23 protein-coding genes are annotated in these 21,225 nt (G+C 69.1%); 10 read left to right on the top strand and 13 right to left on the bottom strand.

Annotated elements, in window-relative coordinates; translation table 11 throughout:
- Nucleotides 1-27 precede the first annotated feature (27 nt).
- From ABRP18_RS15925 to ABRP18_RS15910, 4 genes are all read left to right on the top strand, one after another.
- Nucleotides 28-1,668, top strand: coding sequence for a DUF4407 domain-containing protein (locus ABRP18_RS15925; protein WP_058631671.1), 1,641 nt, complete (start codon nt 28-30; stop codon nt 1,666-1,668).
- A gap of 142 nt (nt 1,669-1,810) precedes the next feature.
- Complete coding sequence (locus tag ABRP18_RS15920; protein ID WP_349885006.1) at nt 1,811-2,029, top strand: hypothetical protein; 219 nt, start codon at nt 1,811-1,813, stop codon at nt 2,027-2,029.
- A gap of 10 nt (nt 2,030-2,039) precedes the next feature.
- Nucleotides 2,040-2,543: a hypothetical protein gene (locus ABRP18_RS15915; RefSeq protein ID WP_349885005.1), complete on the top strand. Its 504-nt coding sequence runs from the start codon at nt 2,040-2,042 to the stop codon at nt 2,541-2,543.
- A 54-nt stretch (nt 2,544-2,597) separates the two neighbouring features.
- On the top strand, nt 2,598-3,611 hold the full coding sequence (locus ABRP18_RS15910; protein WP_349885004.1) for an aldo/keto reductase family protein: 1,014 nt from the start codon (nt 2,598-2,600) through the stop codon (nt 3,609-3,611).
- A 104-nt stretch (nt 3,612-3,715) separates the two neighbouring features.
- Here ABRP18_RS15910 and ABRP18_RS15905 read toward each other — a convergent pair whose 3' ends face one another.
- The 4 genes from ABRP18_RS15905 to ABRP18_RS15890 are packed head-to-tail and all read right to left on the bottom strand — an operon-like array spanning nt 3,716 to nt 8,205.
- The gene (locus ABRP18_RS15905; protein ID WP_197077676.1) at nt 3,716-4,636 is read right to left on the bottom strand and encodes a carbohydrate ABC transporter permease; all 921 of its coding nucleotides are present in this window, start codon (nt 4,634-4,636) and stop codon (nt 3,716-3,718) included.
- On the bottom strand, nt 4,633-5,595 hold the full coding sequence (locus tag ABRP18_RS15900; RefSeq protein ID WP_349885003.1) for a sugar ABC transporter permease: 963 nt from the start codon (nt 5,593-5,595) through the stop codon (nt 4,633-4,635). Before ABRP18_RS15900 ends, ABRP18_RS15905 begins: the two co-directional genes overlap by 4 nt.
- Nucleotides 5,596-5,598: 3 nt before the next feature.
- The gene (locus ABRP18_RS15895; RefSeq protein ID WP_046747516.1) at nt 5,599-6,909 is read right to left on the bottom strand and encodes a sugar ABC transporter substrate-binding protein; all 1,311 of its coding nucleotides are present in this window, start codon (nt 6,907-6,909) and stop codon (nt 5,599-5,601) included.
- Nucleotides 6,910-6,969: 60 nt separating this feature from the next.
- Entirely contained in the window at nt 6,970-8,205 is a 1,236-nt protein-coding gene (locus ABRP18_RS15890; RefSeq protein ID WP_349885002.1) for an aminotransferase class V-fold PLP-dependent enzyme, read from the bottom strand.
- Between the two features lie 165 nt (nt 8,206-8,370).
- Between ABRP18_RS15890 and ABRP18_RS15885 the strand changes: the two genes are divergently transcribed.
- Nucleotides 8,371-9,048: a FadR/GntR family transcriptional regulator gene (locus ABRP18_RS15885; protein WP_046747518.1), complete on the top strand. Its 678-nt coding sequence runs from the start codon at nt 8,371-8,373 to the stop codon at nt 9,046-9,048.
- Between the two features lie 118 nt (nt 9,049-9,166).
- Here the strand turns inward: ABRP18_RS15885 and ABRP18_RS15880 are convergent, their stop codons facing one another.
- From ABRP18_RS15880 to ABRP18_RS15860, 5 genes are read right to left on the bottom strand one after another with little or no spacing between them, the layout of a single operon-like run.
- Entirely contained in the window at nt 9,167-9,682 is a 516-nt protein-coding gene (locus tag ABRP18_RS15880) for an ACT domain-containing protein (RefSeq protein WP_349885001.1), read from the bottom strand.
- Nucleotides 9,683-9,705: 23 nt separating this feature from the next.
- Nucleotides 9,706-10,764: a PLP-dependent cysteine synthase family protein gene (locus tag ABRP18_RS15875; RefSeq protein WP_058633088.1), complete on the bottom strand. Its 1,059-nt coding sequence runs from the start codon at nt 10,762-10,764 to the stop codon at nt 9,706-9,708.
- A gap of 21 nt (nt 10,765-10,785) precedes the next feature.
- Nucleotides 10,786-11,598: a GntR family transcriptional regulator gene (locus ABRP18_RS15870; protein WP_046747520.1), complete on the bottom strand. Its 813-nt coding sequence runs from the start codon at nt 11,596-11,598 to the stop codon at nt 10,786-10,788.
- Nucleotides 11,598-12,002: a D-ribose pyranase gene (rbsD, locus tag ABRP18_RS15865; protein ID WP_113681631.1), complete on the bottom strand. Its 405-nt coding sequence runs from the start codon at nt 12,000-12,002 to the stop codon at nt 11,598-11,600. The genes ABRP18_RS15870 and rbsD overlap by 1 nt, the downstream gene beginning before the upstream one ends.
- Before the next feature lie 38 nt (nt 12,003-12,040).
- On the bottom strand, nt 12,041-13,003 hold the full coding sequence (locus ABRP18_RS15860) for a ribokinase (protein ID WP_349885000.1): 963 nt from the start codon (nt 13,001-13,003) through the stop codon (nt 12,041-12,043).
- 118 nt (nt 13,004-13,121) lie between these two features.
- Here ABRP18_RS15860 and ABRP18_RS15855 point away from each other — a divergent pair, with 118 nt between their 5' ends.
- Complete coding sequence (locus tag ABRP18_RS15855) at nt 13,122-13,784, top strand: transaldolase family protein (RefSeq protein WP_349884999.1); 663 nt, start codon at nt 13,122-13,124, stop codon at nt 13,782-13,784.
- Between the two features lie 18 nt (nt 13,785-13,802).
- Here ABRP18_RS15855 and ABRP18_RS15850 read toward each other — a convergent pair whose 3' ends face one another.
- Nucleotides 13,803-14,480: a FadR/GntR family transcriptional regulator gene (locus tag ABRP18_RS15850; RefSeq protein WP_141368427.1), complete on the bottom strand. Its 678-nt coding sequence runs from the start codon at nt 14,478-14,480 to the stop codon at nt 13,803-13,805.
- A gap of 47 nt (nt 14,481-14,527) precedes the next feature.
- Between ABRP18_RS15850 and ABRP18_RS15845 the strand changes: the two genes are divergently transcribed.
- Nucleotides 14,528-15,439 carry an amidohydrolase family protein gene (locus ABRP18_RS15845; protein WP_349884998.1) on the top strand — a complete coding sequence of 304 codons (912 nt, stop codon included), beginning with the start codon at nt 14,528-14,530 and terminating at the stop codon, nt 15,437-15,439.
- 87 nt (nt 15,440-15,526) lie between these two features.
- Here the strand turns inward: ABRP18_RS15845 and ABRP18_RS15840 are convergent, their stop codons facing one another.
- Nucleotides 15,527-16,309, bottom strand: coding sequence for an SDR family NAD(P)-dependent oxidoreductase (locus tag ABRP18_RS15840; RefSeq protein ID WP_113681628.1), 783 nt, complete (start codon nt 16,307-16,309; stop codon nt 15,527-15,529).
- Nucleotides 16,291-17,151, bottom strand: a complete 861-nt coding sequence (locus ABRP18_RS15835; RefSeq protein ID WP_046747527.1) for a fumarylacetoacetate hydrolase family protein — start codon at nt 17,149-17,151, stop codon at nt 16,291-16,293. Before ABRP18_RS15835 ends, ABRP18_RS15840 begins: the two co-directional genes overlap by 19 nt.
- Before the next feature lie 123 nt (nt 17,152-17,274).
- Between ABRP18_RS15835 and ABRP18_RS15830 the strand changes: the two genes are divergently transcribed.
- The 3 genes from ABRP18_RS15830 to ABRP18_RS15820 are packed head-to-tail and all read left to right on the top strand — an operon-like array spanning nt 17,275 to nt 20,006.
- Complete coding sequence (locus ABRP18_RS15830; protein ID WP_058633095.1) at nt 17,275-18,570, top strand: L-fuconate dehydratase; 1,296 nt, start codon at nt 17,275-17,277, stop codon at nt 18,568-18,570.
- Nucleotides 18,557-19,555, top strand: a complete 999-nt coding sequence (locus tag ABRP18_RS15825) for an aldo/keto reductase (protein WP_374168950.1) — start codon at nt 18,557-18,559, stop codon at nt 19,553-19,555. The genes ABRP18_RS15830 and ABRP18_RS15825 overlap by 14 nt, the downstream gene beginning before the upstream one ends.
- 31 nt (nt 19,556-19,586) lie before the next feature.
- Entirely contained in the window at nt 19,587-20,006 is a 420-nt protein-coding gene (locus ABRP18_RS15820) for an RbsD/FucU domain-containing protein (protein ID WP_349884996.1), read from the top strand.
- 40 nt (nt 20,007-20,046) lie between these two features.
- On the opposite strand, the gene ABRP18_RS15815 is transcribed toward ABRP18_RS15820, so the two are convergent.
- Nucleotides 20,047-21,048 carry a LacI family DNA-binding transcriptional regulator gene (locus tag ABRP18_RS15815; protein ID WP_349884995.1) on the bottom strand — a complete coding sequence of 334 codons (1,002 nt, stop codon included), beginning with the start codon at nt 21,046-21,048 and terminating at the stop codon, nt 20,047-20,049.
- Nucleotides 21,049-21,225 lie beyond the last annotated feature (177 nt).

Here is a 21,225-nt window from a genome sequence, read left to right as displayed (position 1 = left end):
ACAGGCGATCTTTCGTAGATTGTTCGAATGCCCTATTCCGCCCATCGACCGGGTCGTTACGACTCGCAGGGTCGGATCATCCTCGACAGCGAACCCGACGCCGTCACGGATGACCTCGACTTCCTGCGCGAGTTCGAGCCCACCGGACCCGAAGACGCCGCCCGAGACGCGTCCTCGTCCGAGGCGACCCCGATCGCCGACGCCGTCACCGCAGAAGAGACCGCAGAGCCCGCCCCGGACGCATCCGCCCCGGTCAAGCCCGCACGTGCGCCCCGTGTCCGCCGGCCCCGCAAGAAGCGCGAACCCCGCGCTCCCGGCTCGCGCGCTCGCACCCTCGCGATCCTCGGCGGTGCGGAGGGCGAGATCCTCGACCGTGTCCCCGGTGAGACGCCCCGCTTCGTGCAGATGTTCTTCGTGCTCGCAGGCACCGCTCTGGTGTCCGCGATCTCGATGCTCTTCGCCCTGACCACCGGTGTGCAGGCGGCCGTCTGGCTGGCCGTGCCGCTGGCGCTGGTCTGGGCGCTCATCATCTTCAACCTCGACCGCTTCCTCACCTCGACCATGAGCTCGACGAGGAACGTCTGGCGCCTCATCGGGCTCGCGATCCCGCGTGTGATCATGGCTGCGATCATCGGCTTCGTCGTGGCAGAGCCGCTCGTGCTGCAGATCTTCCACAACGACATCGCCCGCGAGGTCGCCTCCACCAACATCACTCAGTCGCAGTCCGACCAGGAGGCTCTCGAGTCCGGTCCGGAGAAGATCGCGCTCGACGCGGCCTCCGCCAAGGTCGCCGAGCTCGAGAACCAGGCGGCCACGGGCATCGTCGCAGGAACCGACTCCTCGTCGGCCACCGAGTCGGCGGCTCAGGCCACGGTCGATGACGTCACCGCGAAGATGACCGCCCAGCAGGCCGTGATCGATCAGGCTCGGGTGCTGTATCAGTGCGAGCTGACCGGTGAAGGCGCCGGCACTGTTCCCGGCTGCACCGGCGTCAACGGCCAGGGTGCCAGCTCCGATGCCGCCAAGGCCCAGCTCGCCGAAGCACAGCAGACCTACGACGCGCTCGCCGCACAGCTGCGCACCGCGAACGAGGAGCTCGCCGCCGCCGGCACCGCGGCCAAGGAGAACACCACCTCGTCCGAGGCGCAGAACCGTGAGCAGGCGAAGTCGCAGCTGCCGACGGCTCGTGACTCCTACGATCAGGCGCTCGCCGCGTACAACGCGCGCGCCGATGCCGTGGCGCAGGGCAACGCGGGAGCGGTCGGCCTGCTCAGCCAGATCAGCGGACTGAACCGACTCAGCGAGAAGGAGCCCACGATCCTGTGGGCGCACATCCTGATCGCGGCCCTGTTCTTCATGATCGAGCTGCTGCCGGTGCTGGTCAAGGTGCTCACGAGCTATGGCGACCCGAGTCTCTACGAGAAGGCCGCCGCGATCCGCAAGCAGGTCGCCCTCGACAAGGTGACGGCTGAGGGGTTCCGCGACCGTGCGCAGATCGTGACGGATCAATCCCAGGAGATACAGGCGGAGTCCGGTTCCGGCGAGCCGCAGACGCGCGCGGAACGTCGGGAGGCGGCCGAGGCGCAGGAGCGGGAACGGGCGGAGAAGCGCGCGCAGGCGCAGACGCTCGAGGAGCAGGAGCAGCTGGTTCGTCCGACGATCGGCTGAGCTGAGCCACGCGGCAGGGAGCCGGTCGGCTGGTGCTCAGAGGAGCTGAGGAATCCGCTCCGACATCGGTGGTGCCTGCTCTGGTTCGATGTCGCGGATCCGGGTGGTTCGGAGCGCCGGGTCGTCGCGGACGGCGACGGCGATGGAGCGGATCAGCGCCACGGTGGACGGTGTGCGTGCCCAGTGCGCTCCTGTGATCAGCGCCTCGATCGCCGGAAGCGCCGCGTTCGCCGTGTCGGTCTCGCCGGACGACCATATCCGCATCCCGTTCACCGCGCCCGACGATGTGCTGGAGGAGGGCACCCGCCGTCTCGGTGGGGCGTGGCGCGAGTATCGGGAGACTCTCGGGATGCGTTCCTAGGATGACCCGCATGACCCGCATGACACGGATGCAGCGCCGGACTCTGTGGATCTCGATCGTCGGTGTGCTCGCCGTCCTCGCCTACGCCGCGTTCGCCGCCGTGCAGATCCTCGTGCTCAACCCGCTCGCCGCAGCCCCTGGTCGAACGCTCGACGAGATTCGTTTCGCGATGTCGGAAGCCGGGGAGAGCCTGATGCCGGGTCAGGCTCTTCTCGTCCTCGGCATCGGCGTCGCACTCGCCGTGGTGCTCGCGGTCGTCGCGGTCCGCACGGGCGCGCACCCGCTCGTCCCCGTGATGGGATTCCTGGCCTTGCTGATGCTCGGTGCGATCGGCTACTTCGCGGCCTCGTTCGGTGCCGGCATGGGGCTCGCCGACGCCTTCGGCATCAGCGGCGGCGACTACTCGCCCTGGGCTGTGCCGCTCTATGTCGTGAGTGTGCTCTCGGGGATCGTGCTCGTCGCTGTGGGGGCCGTGGTCTCCGCGCGCCGAAGCGGTGCCGCAGCGCCCGACTGAGGCCGTCCGCCTCCATCCGGCCCCGCCGGCGCGGGCAGCCAGTAGCGTTGGTCCATGGTCAACTATCGCTATCTCGGCAACAGTGGTCTCAAGGTATCGGAGATCACCTACGGCAACTGGGTCACGCACGCATCGCAGGTCGAGGACGACGCCGCGGTCAAGACCGTGCACGCCGCCCTGGACGCCGGCATCACCACCTTCGACACTGCGGACACCTACGCGAACACGGCGGCCGAGGTCGTGCTCGGCAAGGCCCTGGAGGGTCAGCGTCGCGAAGGGCTGGAGATCTTCACCAAGGTCTACTTCCCGACCGGGCCCAAGGGTCCGAACGACACGGGCCTGAGTCGCAAGCACATCTTCGAGTCGATCAACGGTTCGCTGACGCGTCTCGGCACCGACTACGTCGACCTCTACCAGGCGCACCGCTTCGACTACGAGACCCCGCTCGAGGAGACGTTCCAGGCCTTCGCCGACGTGGTCCGTCAGGGCAAGGCGCTCTACATCGGCGTCTCGGAGTGGACCGCGGAGCAGCTGCGTGAAGGGCACGCGCTGGCGAAGCAGTTCGGCATCCAGCTCATCTCCAATCAGCCGCAGTACTCGATGCTGTGGCGGGTCATCGAGGGCAAGGTCGTCCCGGCGTCTGAGGAGCTCGGCATCTCGCAGATCGTCTGGTCGCCGATGGCGCAGGGTGTGCTGAGCGGAAAGTACCTGCCGGGTCAGCCGGTTCCGGAGGGCTCTCGGGCGACCGACCCGCACAGCGGCGCCGACTTCATCAAGAGCTTCCTGCAGGACGACATCCTCACCGCAGTGCAGCGCCTCAAGCCGATCGCGGAGCAGGCGGGGCTGTCGATGCCGCAACTCGCGATCGCGTGGGTGCTGCAGAACCCGAACGTGGCGGCGGCCCTCGTCGGCGCTTCCCGTCCGGAGCAGCTCGCCGAGACCGTCAAGGCCTCCGGTGTGAAGCTCGACGCCGACACGATGACCGCGATCGACGAGGCTCTCGGCGACACGGTCAACCGCGACGCCGAGAACACCTACTCGGTCTCACCGAAGTCCCGGCTCGTCTGACTTCCTGATCCAGACGCCGAGACCCATCGGAAACGCCGAGACCCACTCCCGCTGACGTGTGCGGGGGTGGGTCTCGGCGTTGGGCGTGGGTCTCGGCCGCTGGGTTACTCCTTCACCGCGCCGGCGGTCAGGCCCTGGACGATCCAGCGGCTGGCGAGGGCGAACATCACCATCGTCGGGAGGATCGTCAGCACAGCCGCGGCGCTCATGGAGCCCCAGTCGATGTTGAACGTGGAGATGAAGCCGTTCAGCGCCGATGGCACGGTGCGGTTCGCGTCGGTGTTCATCAGCACGACCGACAGGAACAACTCGTTCCAGCAGTTCACGAAGTTGAAGATGAACGCCGCGATGATGCCGGGGGTCATCACCGGCACGAGCACCCGGAACAGGGCGCCAAGGCGCGAGCAGCCGTCGATCATCGCCGCTTCTTCGAGCGCGTCGGGGACGTTCTCGAAGAAGCCCCGCAGCATGACCGTGGAGAACGGGATGCAGATCGCGATGTAGACGAGGATGAGCCCCGGCTTGGTGTCGACGAGGCCGAGGTCGGTCATCATCGAGTACAGCGGTCCGAGGGCGATGAACGCCGGGATCATCTGCGTCAACAGGAACGCGATGAGCACCGCCCCCTTGCCGCGGAACTCGAACCGCGCCAGCACGTAGGCGCTGAGCAGCGCGATGAGCGTCGCCACCGCCCCGGCTGAAACCGCCACGATGGCCGAGTTCGCCAGGAACGTCCCGAACGAGCTCTTCTCGAACAGGCTCGTGAAGTTGTCCAGCGAGGGTTCGCTCGGCCAGTACTCGATCGGGAAGCGGTTGATGGTCCCCGGCGACTTGAACGCGGTGAGCGTGATCCAGTACAGCGGGAACAGGGTGATCAACAGCCACAGCCCCAGGCCGACGACACGCACCACACCGCCCGCCGTGACACGGGGCTTCGGGCGCGGTGCGGCCTTCGGGTCGGGGACCGTGATGCGACGGGTCTCCGTGACCGAGGATCCGGTCCGGACGGATGAGGTGATGGTCATCGCTGCACTCTCCGCATCGCCATCAGGTAGAACGCGCAGAAGACCATGAGGAATGCCACGACGATGAGCCCGATGGCGCTCGCGATGCCGTAGTTGCCCTGCTGCGTGTAGTTGATCATCCAGGTCGTGATGATGTGGGTCTGGTTGGCCGGGCCGCCGTTCGTCATCGCGTAGATGATGTCGGGGAAGTTGAAGATCCAGATCACGCGCAGCAGGATCGTCAGCAGCAGCGTCATCGAGATGTACGGGATGATGATGGAGAACAGCTGCCGCACCTTGCCGGCGCCGTCGAGGCTCGCCGCCTCCAGCATCTCGTCCGGCACCGACTGCAGAGCTGCGAGGATCATGATCGCGAAGAAGGTCACGCCGTACCAGATGTTCGCGACGATCACGGCGAACATCGCGAGCTTCGGGTCTGCCAGCCACGGCAGCGGGGCGTCGATCAGGCCCGCTTTCATGAGCAGGTCGTTGACGACGCCGAACTCGGCGTTGAACATCCAGCGGAACAGCATGCCGATCAGGAAACCCGACACCGCCCACGGGAAGAACACCAGCGCCTGGTAGAGCCCGCGGAAGCGGAAACGCTTGCGCAGCGCGAGCGCGATGAGGAAGCCGATCACGAGCTGCGGCACGAGCGAGCCGACCACCCAGAGCACCGAGTTCCAGGCGACGGTCGGGAAGGCGGGATCCCGGAACACGGCGAGGAAGTTGTCGAAACCCACGAACGGCGTCGACGTCAGGTCCCACAGGTTCCAGTCGTGGAAGGCCATGCGTGCGCCCTGCAGCATCGGCCAGTAGGTGAACCAGCAGACGAAGACGATCGCCGGCGCGAGGAACGCCAGCAGCGTGAGCGCCGTGCGACCCCGGAAGGGGCGGCGACGCGATGCCGGGGAGGCCCCGCCGGCCGGCTGCTGCGGAGCAGTGCCGACGGAGCCTCCCTCATGAGCGGTGCGGGCCACGGATCAACCCTTCTCCGCGGCGTACTTCTCGGTCCAGAACGCATCCCACGAGGCGAGGAGATCCTTCGTGGACATGTTGCCGAGCAGCACGTTCTGCACGTCCTGGTCGGACTTCTGGATCCACTCGGTCCACCAGCTGACCCCGCGCGGCTGGCGCACGTTGACGTAGGTCTCCGGGTCCTCGGTCATGGTGACGTAGCTGGTCCACGGGCCGGACGAGTAGAAGTCGTCATCGGCGGCGGAGGCGATGATGGGCACCAGGCTGTTGGCCTGCGCGAACTCGGTCGCGGGCTCGGCGGACGACAGGAACTCGACCAGCTTGACCGCCGCCTCCTTGTTCTCGCTGTTCTCCGCGACGCCCCAGCCGGCGACGGCGAGGGGCTGCGCGGCCTTGCCGGACGGGCCGACGAGCAGCGGGGCGGTGTCCCACTGGTCCTCGGTCAGCGATGAGTCCTGCACCGTCGCGATGACCTCCGGGTCCTGCAGGAGGAAGGCCGTTGTGCCGTTCGTGAACCCGGCGACCATCTCGGGGTAGCCCCACGACACGGCGGACGGCGGCGACGCCTCCTTGAACAGGTCGAAGTAGTCGTCGACGGCATCCTGTGCCTCGGGAGCCGCGAAGATCGTCGAGCCGTCCTTCATGAGGAACGCGTCCTCCGTGTCGAGGCCGTCGATCGTGTAGGCCTCGATCGCCGCGACGACGTTGCTGTTCGCGTTCTGGCCGCCGCGGAAGGCGTACCCGTAGATGTTGTTCGACGGGTCCTGGATCGCCGACGCCTGCTCCAGCAGGTCCTTCCAGCTGTGCGGCGGGCCGTCGAAGCCGGCATCCTTCACGAGGTCGGTGCGGTAGAACAGCGACAGCCCGTAGAAGCCGTAGGGGACGAAGTAGCTCTTCCCGTCCTCCGCGACCGAGGCGGACTGCGCGTTCTCGGTCAGCGCGTCCCAGCCGTCCCACTTCTTCAGGTCGGGCCCGAGGTCGTACAGCCAGCCGTTGTTCGCGAACGGCCCGACGGTGATGTCGCGCACCTCGAGCACGTCGACACCCTTGCCGGACTGCAGCATCTGCTGGATCTTCTGGTCGGCCTGCTCGGTGGGCGGGGAGACGAGGGTGACGGTGATCTTCGGGTTGGCCTTCTCGAAGTCGTCGAGCAGCCCGCGCAGCAGCTCCGTACGGGCGGGGTTGGTCAGGCTCTCGACCATCTGCAGCTGGACGGAGCCGTCGTCGGAGGGGCCGGAGCCTGCGGAGCAGCCGGTGAGTGCGAGGACGGCGACGGTGCCGAATCCCGCTGCGGTCGTCAAGATCTTGTTCTTCACGATGTGCCTCTCGATGGGGGTGGGGGTGGGTGTTGCGGTCGGGTGGACGGACGGTCGTGCTCAGGGAAGGACGAGGGAGTCGGCCTGGCGGATGCCGGCGCGACGGAGGATCTGCGGGATGCAGCGTTCGACGAAGGCCTCGTAGTCGGATGCCTCGTTGTAGAGGTGTGCGGACAGCCGGAAGTAGCCGACGCCGCGGAAGCTCGTGAAAGCCGTCTCGACACCGACCTCGTCGAGCAGATCCATCCGGAGCGCGTCGGCCTCCTCTCTCGTCGCGCCCAGGCCGAGCGGGAGGCGCACGAGGCGCATCGACGGCACAGGGGAGGGGAGGGGAGTGAGGGGGTCCTCGTCACTGTACGGGCGCAGAGCCTCGGCGATCAGTTCGGCGCCGGCGTCGGCGATCTCCGCCATCGCCGTGCGAGCCGCTGCCCACCCGAACTCGCTCTCGATGAAGTCGATGGCGGTCGGGGTGGCCAGGTACGTGGTGGCGTCGATCGTGCCCTGCGTGTCGAAGCGGGAGGGGTACGGCTCGCGCGCGGCCCAGGAGTCGATCAGCGGCCAGAGCTCGTCGCGGTCGGGCGCCGTCGTGACCAGAAGAGCCGAGCCCCGCGGTGCGCACGGCCACTTGTGCATGTTGCCGAACCACCAGTCCCCGCCGGCGACAGCGGCCGCGTCGGGGACCAGGCCGGGGGCGTGAGCGCCGTCGACGAGGGTGCGCACGCCGTGTTCGGCTGCGGCGTCGGCGATACGTCGGGTGGGCAGGAGGCGGGCGGTCGGCGAGGTGATCTGGTCGACGACGATCAGTCGGGTACTCGACCTGAGCTCGTCGGCGAAGAGCTGCACGATCTCGTCATCGGAGGCGAGCAGCGGCACCGCGACGGCGCGGACCGTCGCGCCGAAGCGCCGGGCGAGGCGTTCGGCGCCCATCGTGATCGCGCCGTACCCCTGATCGGTCACGAGGATCTCGTCGCCGGCGTCGAGTCGCAGGGCATTGAAGACCACGGTCGCGGCGGCGGAGGCGTTGGGCACGAAGGCGCTGTCCTCGGCGCGGGCACCGACGAACGGGGCGGTGCGCTCGCGGGCCTCTTGCACGCGCTCCGCGATGCGCGGGAACCACTCGACGGGGCTGAGGTCCGCGCGGCGGCGCAGAGCGTCCTGCTGCGCGACGACGACGGACGGGACCGCGCCGAAGGACCCGTGGTTCAGGTGGATCACGGACGGGTCGAGGGGCCAGGCGTCGCGCGCTGGCATGCCGGAGGTCAGCGTGAGCGGTGCGGGGAACAGCGGTGCGGGCATCGGTCCTCATCGGTGAGTTCGGGCGAGTTGTTGCACAACTTTGCCACAGGGCTGCCGATTCCGCTACAAAACTCCGCTGATGAAACATACTTGTCATACGAGTTTGCGGAAACACCGCCTTCCGACAGACTTCACGAAGAACGGCGGAGTGTCTGGAGGACGACGATGAGCGCACTCGACACGGCGCTGCACGGGCTGCGGGCCTTGATCGCGGACGGCGCGCTGCGGCCGGGCGACCGGCTTCCCAGCGAGGGAGAGCTCTGCGAGACCCTCGGTGTCTCCCGCGGATCCCTGCGCGAGGCGATCCGTACCCTCGCCGCCCTCGGGGTGCTCGAGACGCGACACGGATCGGGCAGCTACGTCAGCGAGCTGCGCGCCGCCGACCTGATCGGCAGCCTCTCGCTCACCGTCGGACTGCTGCCGATGGCGGGCGTGCTCGAACTGACGGAGCTGCGCCGAGTGCTGGAACCCCACGCCGCTGCACTGGCCGCGGCGCGCATCGACGACGAGACGGTGGAGTCGCTGGACCGCGTGCTCGACGAGATCGAGGCGACCACCGACTTCGAGGCGCAGTCACGACTCGATCACGAATTCCACATGGCGATCTCCGCGGTCGCGGGCAACGAGGCGCTGACCAGCCTCATCGACGTGCTGCGCTCGCGCTCCCGGGCGTATCGCATCTCCGACCCCGAGGATGCCGCGGAGCTCAAGATCCACTCCGATGCCGGGCACCGCGCCATCCTGCGCGGCCTGGCCGCGGCGGATCCGGTGGCTGCGAGTGCCGCGGCCTCCGCGCACGTCGCGTACACGGAGTACTGGGTGCGCAAGTACTCCGGACTCTGACGTCCCCGACACCCAGCGTCGAAACCCATCGTTGTCGCCCAGACCCACGCCCAGCGGCGGCTTTCACCGTGGGTCTCGGCGCGGACCGTGGGTCTCGGCGGGGAGGGGGCGGGAGACCTCAGCCGAGGGTGATGTCGACCTGGATCTCGGCGGCGATGCGCTCGAGGTCGGCGCGCAGGGCGTCGAGGTCGACGTCGGCCGGCACCTTCGCGGTGACCGACGCCTCGAACAGGCGCCCGCCCGCCATCGCGGCATCGCGCGTCTCGGTGGCGAGCTCCTCGATGCTCAGGGCGTGAGCGTTCAGCACGCCGGAGACCTCGCGCACGATGCCGGGTCGGTCGTTGCCGAGCACCTGGATCTCGAGCAGCCGATCGTCGGCGGCGGCTGCGTCCGGGCTGCCGGTGAGCACGGCGAGGGCGAGCAGCCCTTGACCCTGGAGGCCGCGGAGCGCCGACGTCAGCTCGGCCTCCTTGTCGTCGGCGACCGAGACCTCGATCACGCCCGCGAACGTGCCGGCGAGCTCGGCCAGCGAGCTGTTCTCCCAGTTGCCGCCGTGCGCATCCACGACATCGGCGACGGCGGCAACGAGGCCAGGACGGTCTGCACCCGCGACGGTGAGGATCAGAGTAGTCATGCGGCCAGCGTAGCCCGCTGCCCTCACTCCACCCAGACCCCGGTCTCCAGGAACCGCTCCAGCAGGGCGCGGTGCGGGGCGAGGTCCCAGCCCTGCCGTGCGACCCACTCGTCGGAGTAGTAGGTGCCGGCGTAGCGGACGCCGCTGTCGCAGATCAGGGTCACGACGCTGCCGGTCTCGCCCGCAGCTCGCATCCGGGCGATGAGCTGGAACGCGCCGTAGAGGTTCGTGCCCGTCGACCCGCCGGCCCAGTGCAGGGTGCGTTCACGAAGCAGGCGGATCGCGGCGATCGACCCCGCATCGGGGACCTGGATCATCTCGTCGATCACGGTGGGCACGAACGACGCCTCGACGCGCGGGCGGCCGATGCCCTCGATGCGGCTCGGGCGTCCGGCCGGCGGATCCACCGTGCCGGCCCATCCGTCGTAGAAGGCTGAACCCTCCGGGTCGACGACCGCGACCTTGGTGTCGTGCATCCGGTACTTCACGTAGCGGCCGAATGTGGCGCTGGTGCCTCCCGTGCCCGCACCCGTGACGATCCAGGTGGGGATGGGGTGGCGCTCCTGGGAGAGCTGGCTGAACACGCTCTCGGCGATGTTGTTGTTGCCGCGCCAGTCGGTCGCGCGCTCCGCGAACGTGAACTGGTCGAGGTAGTGGCCGGTGCAATCCGATGCGAGGCGCTGCGCCTCGGGCGACATGTCCTCCGCGCGGTCGACGAAGTGGCAGGTGCCGCCGTAGAACTCGATGAGGTCGATCTTCTCCTGCACCGTCGAACGCGGCACGACGGTGATGAACTTCAGGCCCAGCATCCGGGCGAAGTACGCCTCGGAGACCGCGGTCGACCCACTCGACGATTCCACGAGCGTGGTGTCTTCGCGGATGCGTCCGTTCACCAGCCCGTAGAGGATGAGTGACCGCGCGAGGCGGTGTTTGAGGGACCCCGTCGGGTGCACCGACTCGTCCTTGAGGTACAGGTCGATGCCCCATTCGGGCGGCAGCGGGAACAGGTGCAGGTGCGTGTCGGCGCTGCGGTTGGCATCGGCTTCCAGCAGGGCGATCGCGGTGCTGGTCCAGTCGCTCATGCCCTCGAGACTACCGGGCGGTCAGCCGACCGTTCCGGCGCGCGAGGCCCCGCCCTCGCCGTCCACGTGCAGCAGCGAGGCCTGCGACTGCTCCTGCTGCAGCTGGAACTCGAAGCGCGACCGGTCGCCGCGGTGATACGCGATGAAGTACTCGATGGGCGTGCCGTCGGCGCTGCGGCTGATGCTGCGCAAACGCAGCAGGGCCGAACCAGCGCTGACGCCGAGATGCTGCGCCTGCTCGTGCGTGGCCACGGTCGCCTCCGCCGAGCGCACGCCGTGCGTCGCAACGATGTCGTTGTCGGCGAGCAGCCGGTACAGCGACGCCTCGGTCAGGTCGGCGCCGAGCGTCACCGAGCCCACGGCTTCGGGCATCCAGGTCGTCGAGAGCGACCACGGCTCGCCGTCGACGTGGCGCAGACGCTCCAGCACGACGACGGCAGAGCCGACGGGCACCTCCAGGGCGAGCGCGATCTCTTCATCCGCCGTCGTCCGCTCGTGGCGCAGCACGTCGCTGTGCACGTGGCCACCACGGCGCTCGACGTCGTCGTACAGGCCCACGAGGGTGTGCACCAGGCTCTCGCTGGTGCGGGGCCGGGAGACGAAGGTGCCCTTGCCCTTCACGCGCTCGACGAGCCCCTCGTGTTCGAGCTGGGCGAGCGCTTGACGCACCACGGTGCGGGAGATGCCGTAGCGCTCGCACAGCCGGTGCTCGCCGGGGAGCGGATCGCCGGGCTGCAGGCCGTCGCGGGCGATGCCGTCGATGATCAGCTGGCGCAGCTGGTCGTACATGGGCGCGGCGGAATGCCGATCGATCGCGTCGTCGACGATGGCCATCAGTACGCCACCCCCGCGTGCAGGATCACGTTCGCGTAGGGGGTGAACTCCCCGGAGCGCACGAACGCGCGGGCGCCCTGGCTGAGCTTCTTGAAATCGACGTGCGGGATGAGCTCGATCTCGAAGCCCTCACCGGCGAACCGCTCCCGCAACGCCTCGAGCACTTCGGGACTCTGCTCCGCCACCTCGGCCGAGACGGTGGCGCCCTCGACCACCAGCTCGGCGAGCACGGTGTCGAGCACGTCGAGGAAGGCCGGAGCCCCGGGTCGATACGCCAGGTCGATGCGCTCAGAGCCTGGCGGGATGGGCAGGCCCGCATCGGTGACGACGATCAGGTCGGTGTGCCCGGTCTCGCTGATCACGCGGGAGAGCGCGGGGTTGATCGTGGTGGCGGTCTTTCGCATGGGTCTCCTCGGTTCTCCGGATGCGCGGATCGCGGAGTTCAGCTCGCGACGGATGTGGTGGTGCGCTCGGCCAGGAATGTCTCGACCTCCGCGCGGTGGGGAAGGCTCGGCGATGCGCCCTGCTTGGTGACCGTGAGCGCGCCCGCCGCCGTTGCCAGCCGCACGGCGTCCTCCAGGCTGCTCCCGCTGGCGAGAGCTGCACCGAGATAGCCCGCGTAGGCGTCTCCCGCTGCTGTCGTGTCCACGGCGTCGACGGGGAACGGCGGGATCACGGCGGCGCCCTCCGCCGTCACGACGCATGACCCCTGGCCCGCGAGTGTGATGACCGCGGCGCCCACCCCCTGTGCGAGGAACCAGCGGCCGGCGCGCTCGGCCGAGTCCGCGTCCGTGACCTCGATGCCGCTGATCAGCGTCGCCTCGGTCTCGTTGGGGGTGACGATGTCGATGCTCCGCCAGATCTCGGCGTCGAGCTCGGCGGCAGGGGCGGGATCGAGGATGACCGTCATCCCGTGTTCGCGCCCCCGCGCGGTGATGTGCGCGGTGAGTGCGGAGGGGGTCTCGAGCTGCGTGAGCAGCACCGACGTGGTGGGAGCGAGAGCCGCGAGTGCCTCGTCGATCTGTGCGGCACTCAAGGCCGCATTGGCCAGCGGCACCATCACGATGTCGTTCTGCGCCGAGGAGTCGACGCGGATGTGCGCCACACCGGTCGGGCCGGGAACCGTGCGCAGGTGCGCCAGGTCGACCCCGGCGGCCGTGAGCCCGTCGACGACGAGATCGTGGAAGAGGTCGTCGCCCACGCAGCCGACGAAGCTCGTCCGTGCACCCGAGCGCCCGGCGGCGACGGCCTGGTTGGCACCTTTGCCTCCCAGCATGAGGGTGAACTCGTCGCCCAGGATGGTCTCGCCCCTGGCGGGGAGGCGTCCGGAGAAGGTGGTGACATCGGCCGTGACGCTTCCGACGATCACGACGCCGGTGCGATCCTGGGGGTGTGCGGGGGTCATCTCGCTCCTGATCTCCTTCGACGGCAGGCGTAGCCGACGCTTTGACAGACCGCGGTGGCTGTCATTACATTAGCCGAATCCGCACCTGTAACGACAGGTTGTCCGCGAGGAGACCCCGATGAACCCGATCGCGCCACGCCTGTACGTCGACAGCGCCGACGTCGACCGCGTCTCCCGCCTGCTCGCCGCCGGGGTGGTGCACGGCGTCACCACGAACCCGACGATCCTCGAGCGCGGCGGTCGCACCGCAGCCGACATCCCCGAGCTCTACGCCCGGTGGGAGGCGGAAGGCGCGCGTGAGATCTTCTTCCAGACGTGGGGAGGCGACACGGACTCCTTCCTGCGCAATGCCGAGGGCATCCGCGCGCTGGGCGAACGGGTAGCGGTGAAGGTGCCAGCGACCACTGCGGGTTTCGCCGCGGCATCGAACCTCGTGCGCGACGGCGCGACCGTGCTCGTCACCGCGGTGTACTCGGTCGCGCAGGCGCTCGCGTGCGCCTCGATCGGCGCCCAGTACATCGCGCCCTACCTCGGTCGGATGCGCGACGCCGGCCTCGACGGCGACCACACCATCGCACGGATGCAGGAGGTATGTGCGGGCAGCGACTCGAACGTGCTCGCCGCCTCGCTGCGTTCGGCCGACGACATCACGGGGCTGCGCCTGGCCGGAGTGCCGTACTTCACCGCAGCGCCCCACGTGCTGGACGAGGTGCTCTTCCACGAGGTGAGCGACAGCTCCGCCACCGAGTTCGGCGCCGCGATGGTGCGCCTCGGCGCCTGAGCGACGCCCCGGAGCGGATCAGCTCGCCGCGGCCTGACGCAGCCAGCGCTCGACACCCGCGATGTGCGCGGTGGCGAGCGAGGTCGCGAGGGCGGAGTCGTGCTGGGCGATCGCGTCGGCGATGGCTCGGTGCTCCGACAGGGTGCGCTCGACCGCGCCGGCCTCCGTGAGACCGCGCCAGACCCGCGCACGCACGGTCTGGCTGCTCAGGTGCTCGATCAGGCTCGCGAGATACGCGTTGCCCGACATCGCGACGATCTCACGGTGGAAGCGGATGTCGTGGTCGACGAGCGCCTCGATCGTGACGGCCGCATCGACCGCGTCGACTTCGTCACGCAGCTCGGAGATCTGCTCCTCGGTGCCGAGCGTGGCCGCCAACCCCGTCGCCTGCGACTCCAGCATCCGACGGACCGCGAAGATCTCGAGCATCGAATCGTCGTCGTGCATGTCGACGACGAACGAGATCGCCTCCAGCAGCAGGTGGGGTTCCAGGCTCGTGACATAGGTGCCGTCGCCTCGTCGCACGTCCAGCACCCGGATGACCTCGAGCGCCTTGACCGCCTCGCGCATGGAGTTGCGGGAGAGGCCGAGCCGTTCGGACAGCTCCTTCTCCGGGGGAAGCCGATCGCCCGGGGCGAGTTCGCCCGCCACGATCATCGCCTTGATCTTCTCGATCGCCTCGTCGGTGACTGCCATGGCGTCATCCTAGCGATTGATCGGATGTCTCCGGCAGGATGGGAGCCATGCGTGTTCTCGATTCACATCTGCACCTCTGGGATCCGGAGGCCCTGACCTACACGTGGCTCGACGGGCCGCTCTCAGGACGTTTCGCCGGGGCGGAGCTGGAGCGTGCCCGTGTGGCGCGTGCGGAGACCGAACGGTCGATCTTCGTGCAGGCGGAGACCGTCGAAGACGACTTCCTCGACGAGGTGCGCTGGGTCGAGGAGCTCGCCCCCGCGGCGGGCGTGATCGGGATCGTGGCCGGCATCCGTCTGGATCGGGGTACCGACACGGTGGTGCACCTGGAGAGTCTCGCGGCGGAGCCTCTCGTCGTCGGCGTGCGTCACCTCCTGCAGGACGGCCCTGACGGGTTGGCCCTCTCCGCCGCATTCGTGACCGGAGCGCGGGAGGTGGCTCGGCGCGACCTGGCCTTCGACGCCTGCGTCCGTGCCGAGCAGCTGCCCGAGGTGGCGCGTCTCGCGGCAGCGATCCCCGAGCTGCGGATCGTGCTCGACCACCTCGGCAAGCCGGCGGTCGGCACGGCTGCCGATCCGCTCGCACCGTCGGCCGAATGGGTGCGCGACCTGACGGAGGTGGCGGGCCACGCGAACGCGTTCTGCAAGCTCTCCGGTCTGCAGGCGGAGGCAGGGGGAGACTGGGCGGCGGAGCAGCTGGTGCCGTTCCTCGACGTGGCCGCCGATGCCTTCGGCGTCGAGCGCCTGATGTGGGGGAGCGATTGGCCCGTCTCGGCGATCGGTCCGGCCGAGTCCGCTGCGCCCGACGCACCCGAGCGCGAGAAGGTGGCCTACCAGCCCACGGCACGATCGCGCGGGGCCGATGTCGTCATCGCGTGGGCGGAGGCGCGCGGCCACGATGTCGACGCCCTGTTCTGGCGCAACGCCGAGCGGTTCTACCGGATCGACGCCTCGGCCTGAGGTTTTCGAATCGCGCAACCGGTCCGGACCATGCTTCGGATGTCCAGGGTGCGGATGGAGCCGGTTGCGCGATTCGAAAGCGAGGGGCTACTCCGCGCGCAGGCGCAGCTGGGCCATGCCGCCGTCGACCTCGATGAAGGTTCCGGTGGTCGAGCCGGCTGACGGGCCCACGAGGTAGGCGACCGCCGCAGCGACCTCGTCGGGGCTGACCAGGCGTCCGTGGGGCTGGCGCGCTTCGAGGGCGGCGCGCTCCGCGGCGGGATCGGTGGCCGAGTCGAGAAGTCGCCCCACCCATGGGGTGTCTGCCGTTCCCGGGTTGACGGCGTTCACGCGGATGCCTTCGCGCAGGTGATCGGCGGCCATCGCACGGGTGAGGGCGGAGACCGCACCCTTCGACGCACTGTAGAGCGCGCGCTGCGGCAGGCCGGTGGTCGAGGCGATGGAAGCCGTGTTGCAGACCGCGGCCGCCGGCGACTTCCGCAGCCAGGGCAGGGCGGCAGACGTGACGCGGGCGATGCCGGTCACGTTGACCGAGAGCACTCGGGCCCACTCGTCGTCGTCGTTCGCGGCGATGTCGCCCTGCGCGCCGATACCGGCGTTGTTCACGACGATGTCGATGCGTCCGAACTTCTCGCCGACGGCAGCCACAGCGGCGTCGACGCTCGCGCGGTCGGAGACGTCGGCCGTGAAGGCGGCGAAGGCGGGGTCGGCCGTGGCGGTGTCGCGATCGAGCACCGCGATCGTCGCTCCGTCGGCGTGCAGGCGCTGTGCGATCGCCGCGCCGATTCCGGATGCTCCGCCGGTGACGATCGCCACCAGCCCGTTCAATCCATCCAGTCCGTTCAATGCGCTCACTTCCGGGCCTCCCATGCCACGAACTCCTGTCGCTGACGACCGAGGCCGTCGATCTCGATCTCGACCACGTCGCCCGCGGCCAGGTAGGGGTACTTGCCCGACAGTGCGACGCCCTGCGGGGTGCCGGTGAGGATCAGGTCTCCGGGCTCGAGCGTCACGTACTGCGACAGGTGGTGCACGATCTGCTCGACCGTGAAGATCATGTCGCTCGTGTTCGAGTCCTGCCGCGGCTCGCCGTTCACGAAGCTGCGCAGGCCGAGCGCCTGGTGGTCGACCTCGTCGGGGGTGACCAGCCAGGGTCCGGTCGGATTGAAGCCGGCGGCGATCTTGCCCTTCGACCACTGCCCCCCGGAGACCGCCATCTGGAAGTCGCGCTCGGACACGTCGTTCGCGGCGACGAAGCCGGCCACGTGCGCCATCGACTCCTCCGGCGAGTCGAGGTACGCGGTGCGGGTGCCGATCACGATGCCGAGCTCGACCTCCCAGTCGGTCTTCTCGCTACCGCGGGGGATCGTCACCGTGTCGTCAGGGCCGACGACCGTGTTCGGCGTCTTGAGGAAGAGGATCGGGATGGTGGGCGGCTCCGATCCCGACTCGGCCGCGTGGGCGGCGTAGTTCATGCCGATGCAGATCACGGCGCTCGGCCGTGCGATCGGGGCGCCGACGCGCAGGGAGGAGGCATCCGCGAGCTCGGGGAGTTCTCCGGCATCGCGGGCGGCGGTGACGCGGGAGCCGAAGTCGCTCTCGAGGAAGGCTCCGTCCACATCGGATGTTACGGGGCGGAGGTCGAGGTATCGGTCGCCCTCCACGAGGACGGGGATCTCATTCCCGGGGGTGCCGAGCCGCGCGAACTTCATGTTTCTCCTGATCGGTCGGGAGGCCGCGACGAGGCGGCCGGTCTCGTTGACAGTATAGACATCGGATGTTTACACTCCAAGAGATCCGCACGGAGAAATCACCCGTGCATGGAGAGGAATCCCGTGAGCCGTATCGTCGCCCTCGACACCACCGACATCCGCTTCCCCACGTCTCTGAGCCTGGACGGGTCGGATGCGATGAACCCCGACCCCGACTACTCGGCCGCGTACGTCATCGTGCGCACCGACGCGGACGACGACATCGAGGGGCACGCCTTCGTCTTCACGATCGGCCGCGGCAACGACGTGCAGGTCGCCGCGATCGACGCGCTCGCCGGCCACCTGGTCGGACGCGAGATCGAGCCTCTGCTCGACGACATGGGCGGCACGTTCCGTGACATCATCGGCGACTCGCAGCTGCGCTGGCTCGGCCCCGAGAAGGGCGTCATGCACATGGCCATCGGCGCGGTCATCAACGCGCTGTGGGACATCAAGGCCAAGCGTGCGGGCCTCCCGCTCTGGCAGCTCCTCGCCCGCATGACGCCGGAGGAGCTCGTCGACCTCGTCGACTTCCGCTACCTCACCAACGCCCTCACCCGCGAGGACGCCCTCGGGATCCTGCGGGCCGCAGAGCCCGGTAGGGCCGAGCGGGAGCAGCAGCTGCTCGCCACCGGCTACCCGGGCTACACGACCAGCCCCGGCTGGCTCGGCTACTCCGATGAGAAGCTCGAACGCCTCGCCCGCGAGGCCATGGCCGACGGTTTCACCCAGATCAAGCTCAAGGTCGGCGCCGACTTGCAGGACGACATCCGCCGCTTCCGCAAGGCGCGCGAGGTGTGCGGCCCGGACTTCCCGATCGCGATCGACGCGAACCAGCGCTGGGAGGTGTCCGAGGCGATCGAGTGGGTGAACGCGCTCGCCGAGTTCCACCCCGCGTGGATCGAGGAGCCCACGAGCCCCGACGACGTGCTCGGCCACGCCGAGATCGCCAGAGGCATCGCCCCGATCCGCGTCGCCACCGGTGAGCACGCGCAGAACCGCGTCATCTTCAAGCAGCTGCTGCAGGCCGAGGCGATCTCGGTCATGCAGATCGACGCCGTGCGCGTCGCCGGGGTGAACGAGAACATCGCCAACCTGCTGCTCGCCGCCAAGTTCGGGGTGCCGGTCTGCCCGCATGCCGGCGGCGTCGGCCTGTGCGAGGCCGTGCAGCACCTGTCGATGTTCGATTTCGTCGCCGTCACCGGCACGCGCGAGGGCCGGATGATCGAGTTCGTCGACCACCTGCACGAGCACTTCGTGGTGCCGACCGACATCCAGGGCGGCTCTTACATGGCTCCCACCACGCCGGGCACGGGCATGGAGATGAAGGCCGACAGCATCGCCGCGTACACCTGGACGGGCGCGCATGTCGGCGTCTGACGGTGTGATCGTGCCTGACCGCCTGACCGTCCCGACTCTCGGCTATGGTGCCGCCAACGTCGGCAACCTCTTCCGTGAGCTGTCCGACGACGACGCGTGGGCCGTGTTGGACGCGGCGTGGGAGAACGGCATCCGCTTCTACGACACGGCTCCGCACTACGGCCTCGGGCTCTCCGAGCGTCGCCTCGGCGCCTTCCTGCAGACCAAGCCGCGCGACGAGTACGTGCTCTCGACCAAGGTCGGCCGGCTGCTGCGCCCGAACCCCGACCACGCCGGCGGCCTCGACACCGCGAACGACTTCCACGTGCCTGACGACCTCCAGCGCGTGTGGGACTTCTCGGCGGACGGCATCCGGAGGAGCCTGGACGAGTCCCGCGAGCGGCTCGGCATCGAGCGCATCGACCTCCTCTACCTGCACGACCCGGAGCGGCACGACCTCGACCTCGCGCTCGCCGAGGCCCTTCCGGCCCTGGAGCAGCTGCGCGCGGACGGCGAGGTGACCGCGATCGGCATCGGCTCGATGGTGTCGGAAGCCCTCGCGGCATCCGTGCGTTCCGCCGACCTCGACCTCGTGATGGTGGCCGGCCGCTACACGCTGTTGGAGCAGCCCGCAGCGGTCGACGTGCTGCCCGCGTGCCGGGAGACCGGGACCGGGATCGTCGCGGCGTCGGTGTTCAACTCCGGACTGCTGGCCTCGAACGAGCCGCGGAGGGATGGCCGCTACGAGTACGGGCAGCTCCCCGACGAGCTGTGGGACCGCCTGGTGCGCATCGCCGCGGTGTGCGCCGACCACGATGTGCCCCTGCCGGCCGCGGCGATCCAGTTCCCGTTGCAGTCCGAGGTCGTACGCTCGGTCGTGGTGGGTGGCAGTCGTCCGCCGCAGCTGCAGCAGAATGCGGAGTATGCCGCCCTCGACATCCCGGCCGCGCTGTGGGACAACCTCGCAGCGGAGGGGCTCATCCCGGCCGGCTCAGGCGTCTCCTGAACCACCCGACGGCTCGACGAGAGGAGCACTCGTGCTCGAAGGAATCCATCCCCTGCTGACGGGAGAGCTGCTGCTGCACCTCGACCGCATGGGGCACTCCGATGCCGTGGTCGTCGCCGACGCGCACTTCCCCGCGTGGGGTCTGGGCGCACGTGTGATCGACCTGCCCGGCACCACGACGCCTGAGGTGGTGGCTGCCATCCGCACCGTGCTGCCGCTGGACGACGCCCCCGGCCTCGATCTGATGACCTCGGCCGACGGCGAGGTGCTCGACGTGCAGCGCGAGCTCATGGCGGCGGCGGGCACAGCCGCGGACACGACGGCCTTCGTCGAGCGGTTCGCCTACTACGAGGTCGCGAAGACCGCGTATCTGATGGTGCGCACGGGTGAGACGCGCAAATACGGCAACGCGCTGCTGCGCAAGGGTGTGGTCGGCCACCCCTCGGCCTGACGAAGGAGCAAGGCCTCGCGGCAGCCAGAGAACGACCGTCTCAGCGACCGACGGTCGACTCCCGCACGATGAGCTCGGCGGGGAACGGCGTCGTCGCGGGCGGGGGTGCCGAGGGGTCGGCGAGCTGTGCCAGCAGGGCGATCCCGGCGGCGCGGCCGATCTCGTAGCCGGGCTGCCGCACGCTGGTGAGGGGGACGACACCCTGGTGCGCCTGGGCGACGTCGTCGAACCCGATGAGTGCGATCTCCTCCGGCACGCGGACGCCGTGGCGCAGGAGCTGCGTGAGCACGCCGAGCGCCACCATGTCGTTCGCGGCGAACACCGCGTCGGGCCGCTCGGCGGGGGGCAGGGCGATGATCCGCATGCCGGCCTCCAGGCCGTCCTCGGTCGCCAAGTGCGGCACTTCGACCGTCGACACCGTCGCGTCCGTGTCGGCGACGGCTTCGCGGAGCCCGGCCAGACGATCGTTCGACTGGCTCACCGCCGGGTTGCCGAGGAACAGGATGCGTCGTCGCCCGAGATCGACGAGGTGCTTCCCCGCGAGGCGGCCGCCGGCACGATCGTCGAACAGCACGGATGCGACCTTCGATGAGTCGGGGATCGGTCCCACCACGACCGAGCGGATGCCGCGATCGGCGAGCGCCTCGAGGCGCGGTACGACGTCGCCGAGCGGATAGATGACGATGCCCTGCACACGGTGCGCCTCGAACATGTCGAGGTTGCGTCGCTCCTGTGTCTCGTCGCGGTCGCTGTTGCTGAAGAAGAGCGACCAGCCGCCCTCGCGCGCCACGTCCTCGACGCCGCGCGAGAGGTCGTGGAAGTAGGGCAGCCAGGCATCGAGGAGGATGAGCGCCAGCGCCTTGCTGGAGCCGGCCCGCAGCTGCCGAGCGGATTCGTTGGGCACGAAGTCGAGCTCTTCGATCGCGGCCCGTACCCGCTCGCGGCTCGCGGCTCCGAGCACGTGCGGGTGATTGAGGTAGTTCGACACGGTGGAGGAGGAGACTCCCGCGAGGGCGGCGACGTCCTTGACGCTCGCTGGCATGGGGCTCCTTCATCTTCTTCGTCTTCGTCGTCTTCGTCGTCGCCGCGGCGATCGGGGCTCCTGACCGCGGTGGCGGCCTCAGGATATCGGAGGAGTTGCAACGTGCCAAGAAAGTTCTTGACACCGCTGCCGCCCCCGACGTAGCGTGACTCGCACACCGGACTTGGCACGTGCCAA

The sequence above is a fragment of the Microbacterium sp. WHRI 7836 genome (assembly GCF_040223885.2).
In the GTDB taxonomy this organism is placed as follows: Bacteria; Actinomycetota; Actinomycetes; order Actinomycetales; family Microbacteriaceae; genus Microbacterium; species Microbacterium oxydans.
Note: the sequence above shows the minus strand (reverse complement) of the source record. Positions and strands in the feature narration are given on the sequence as shown.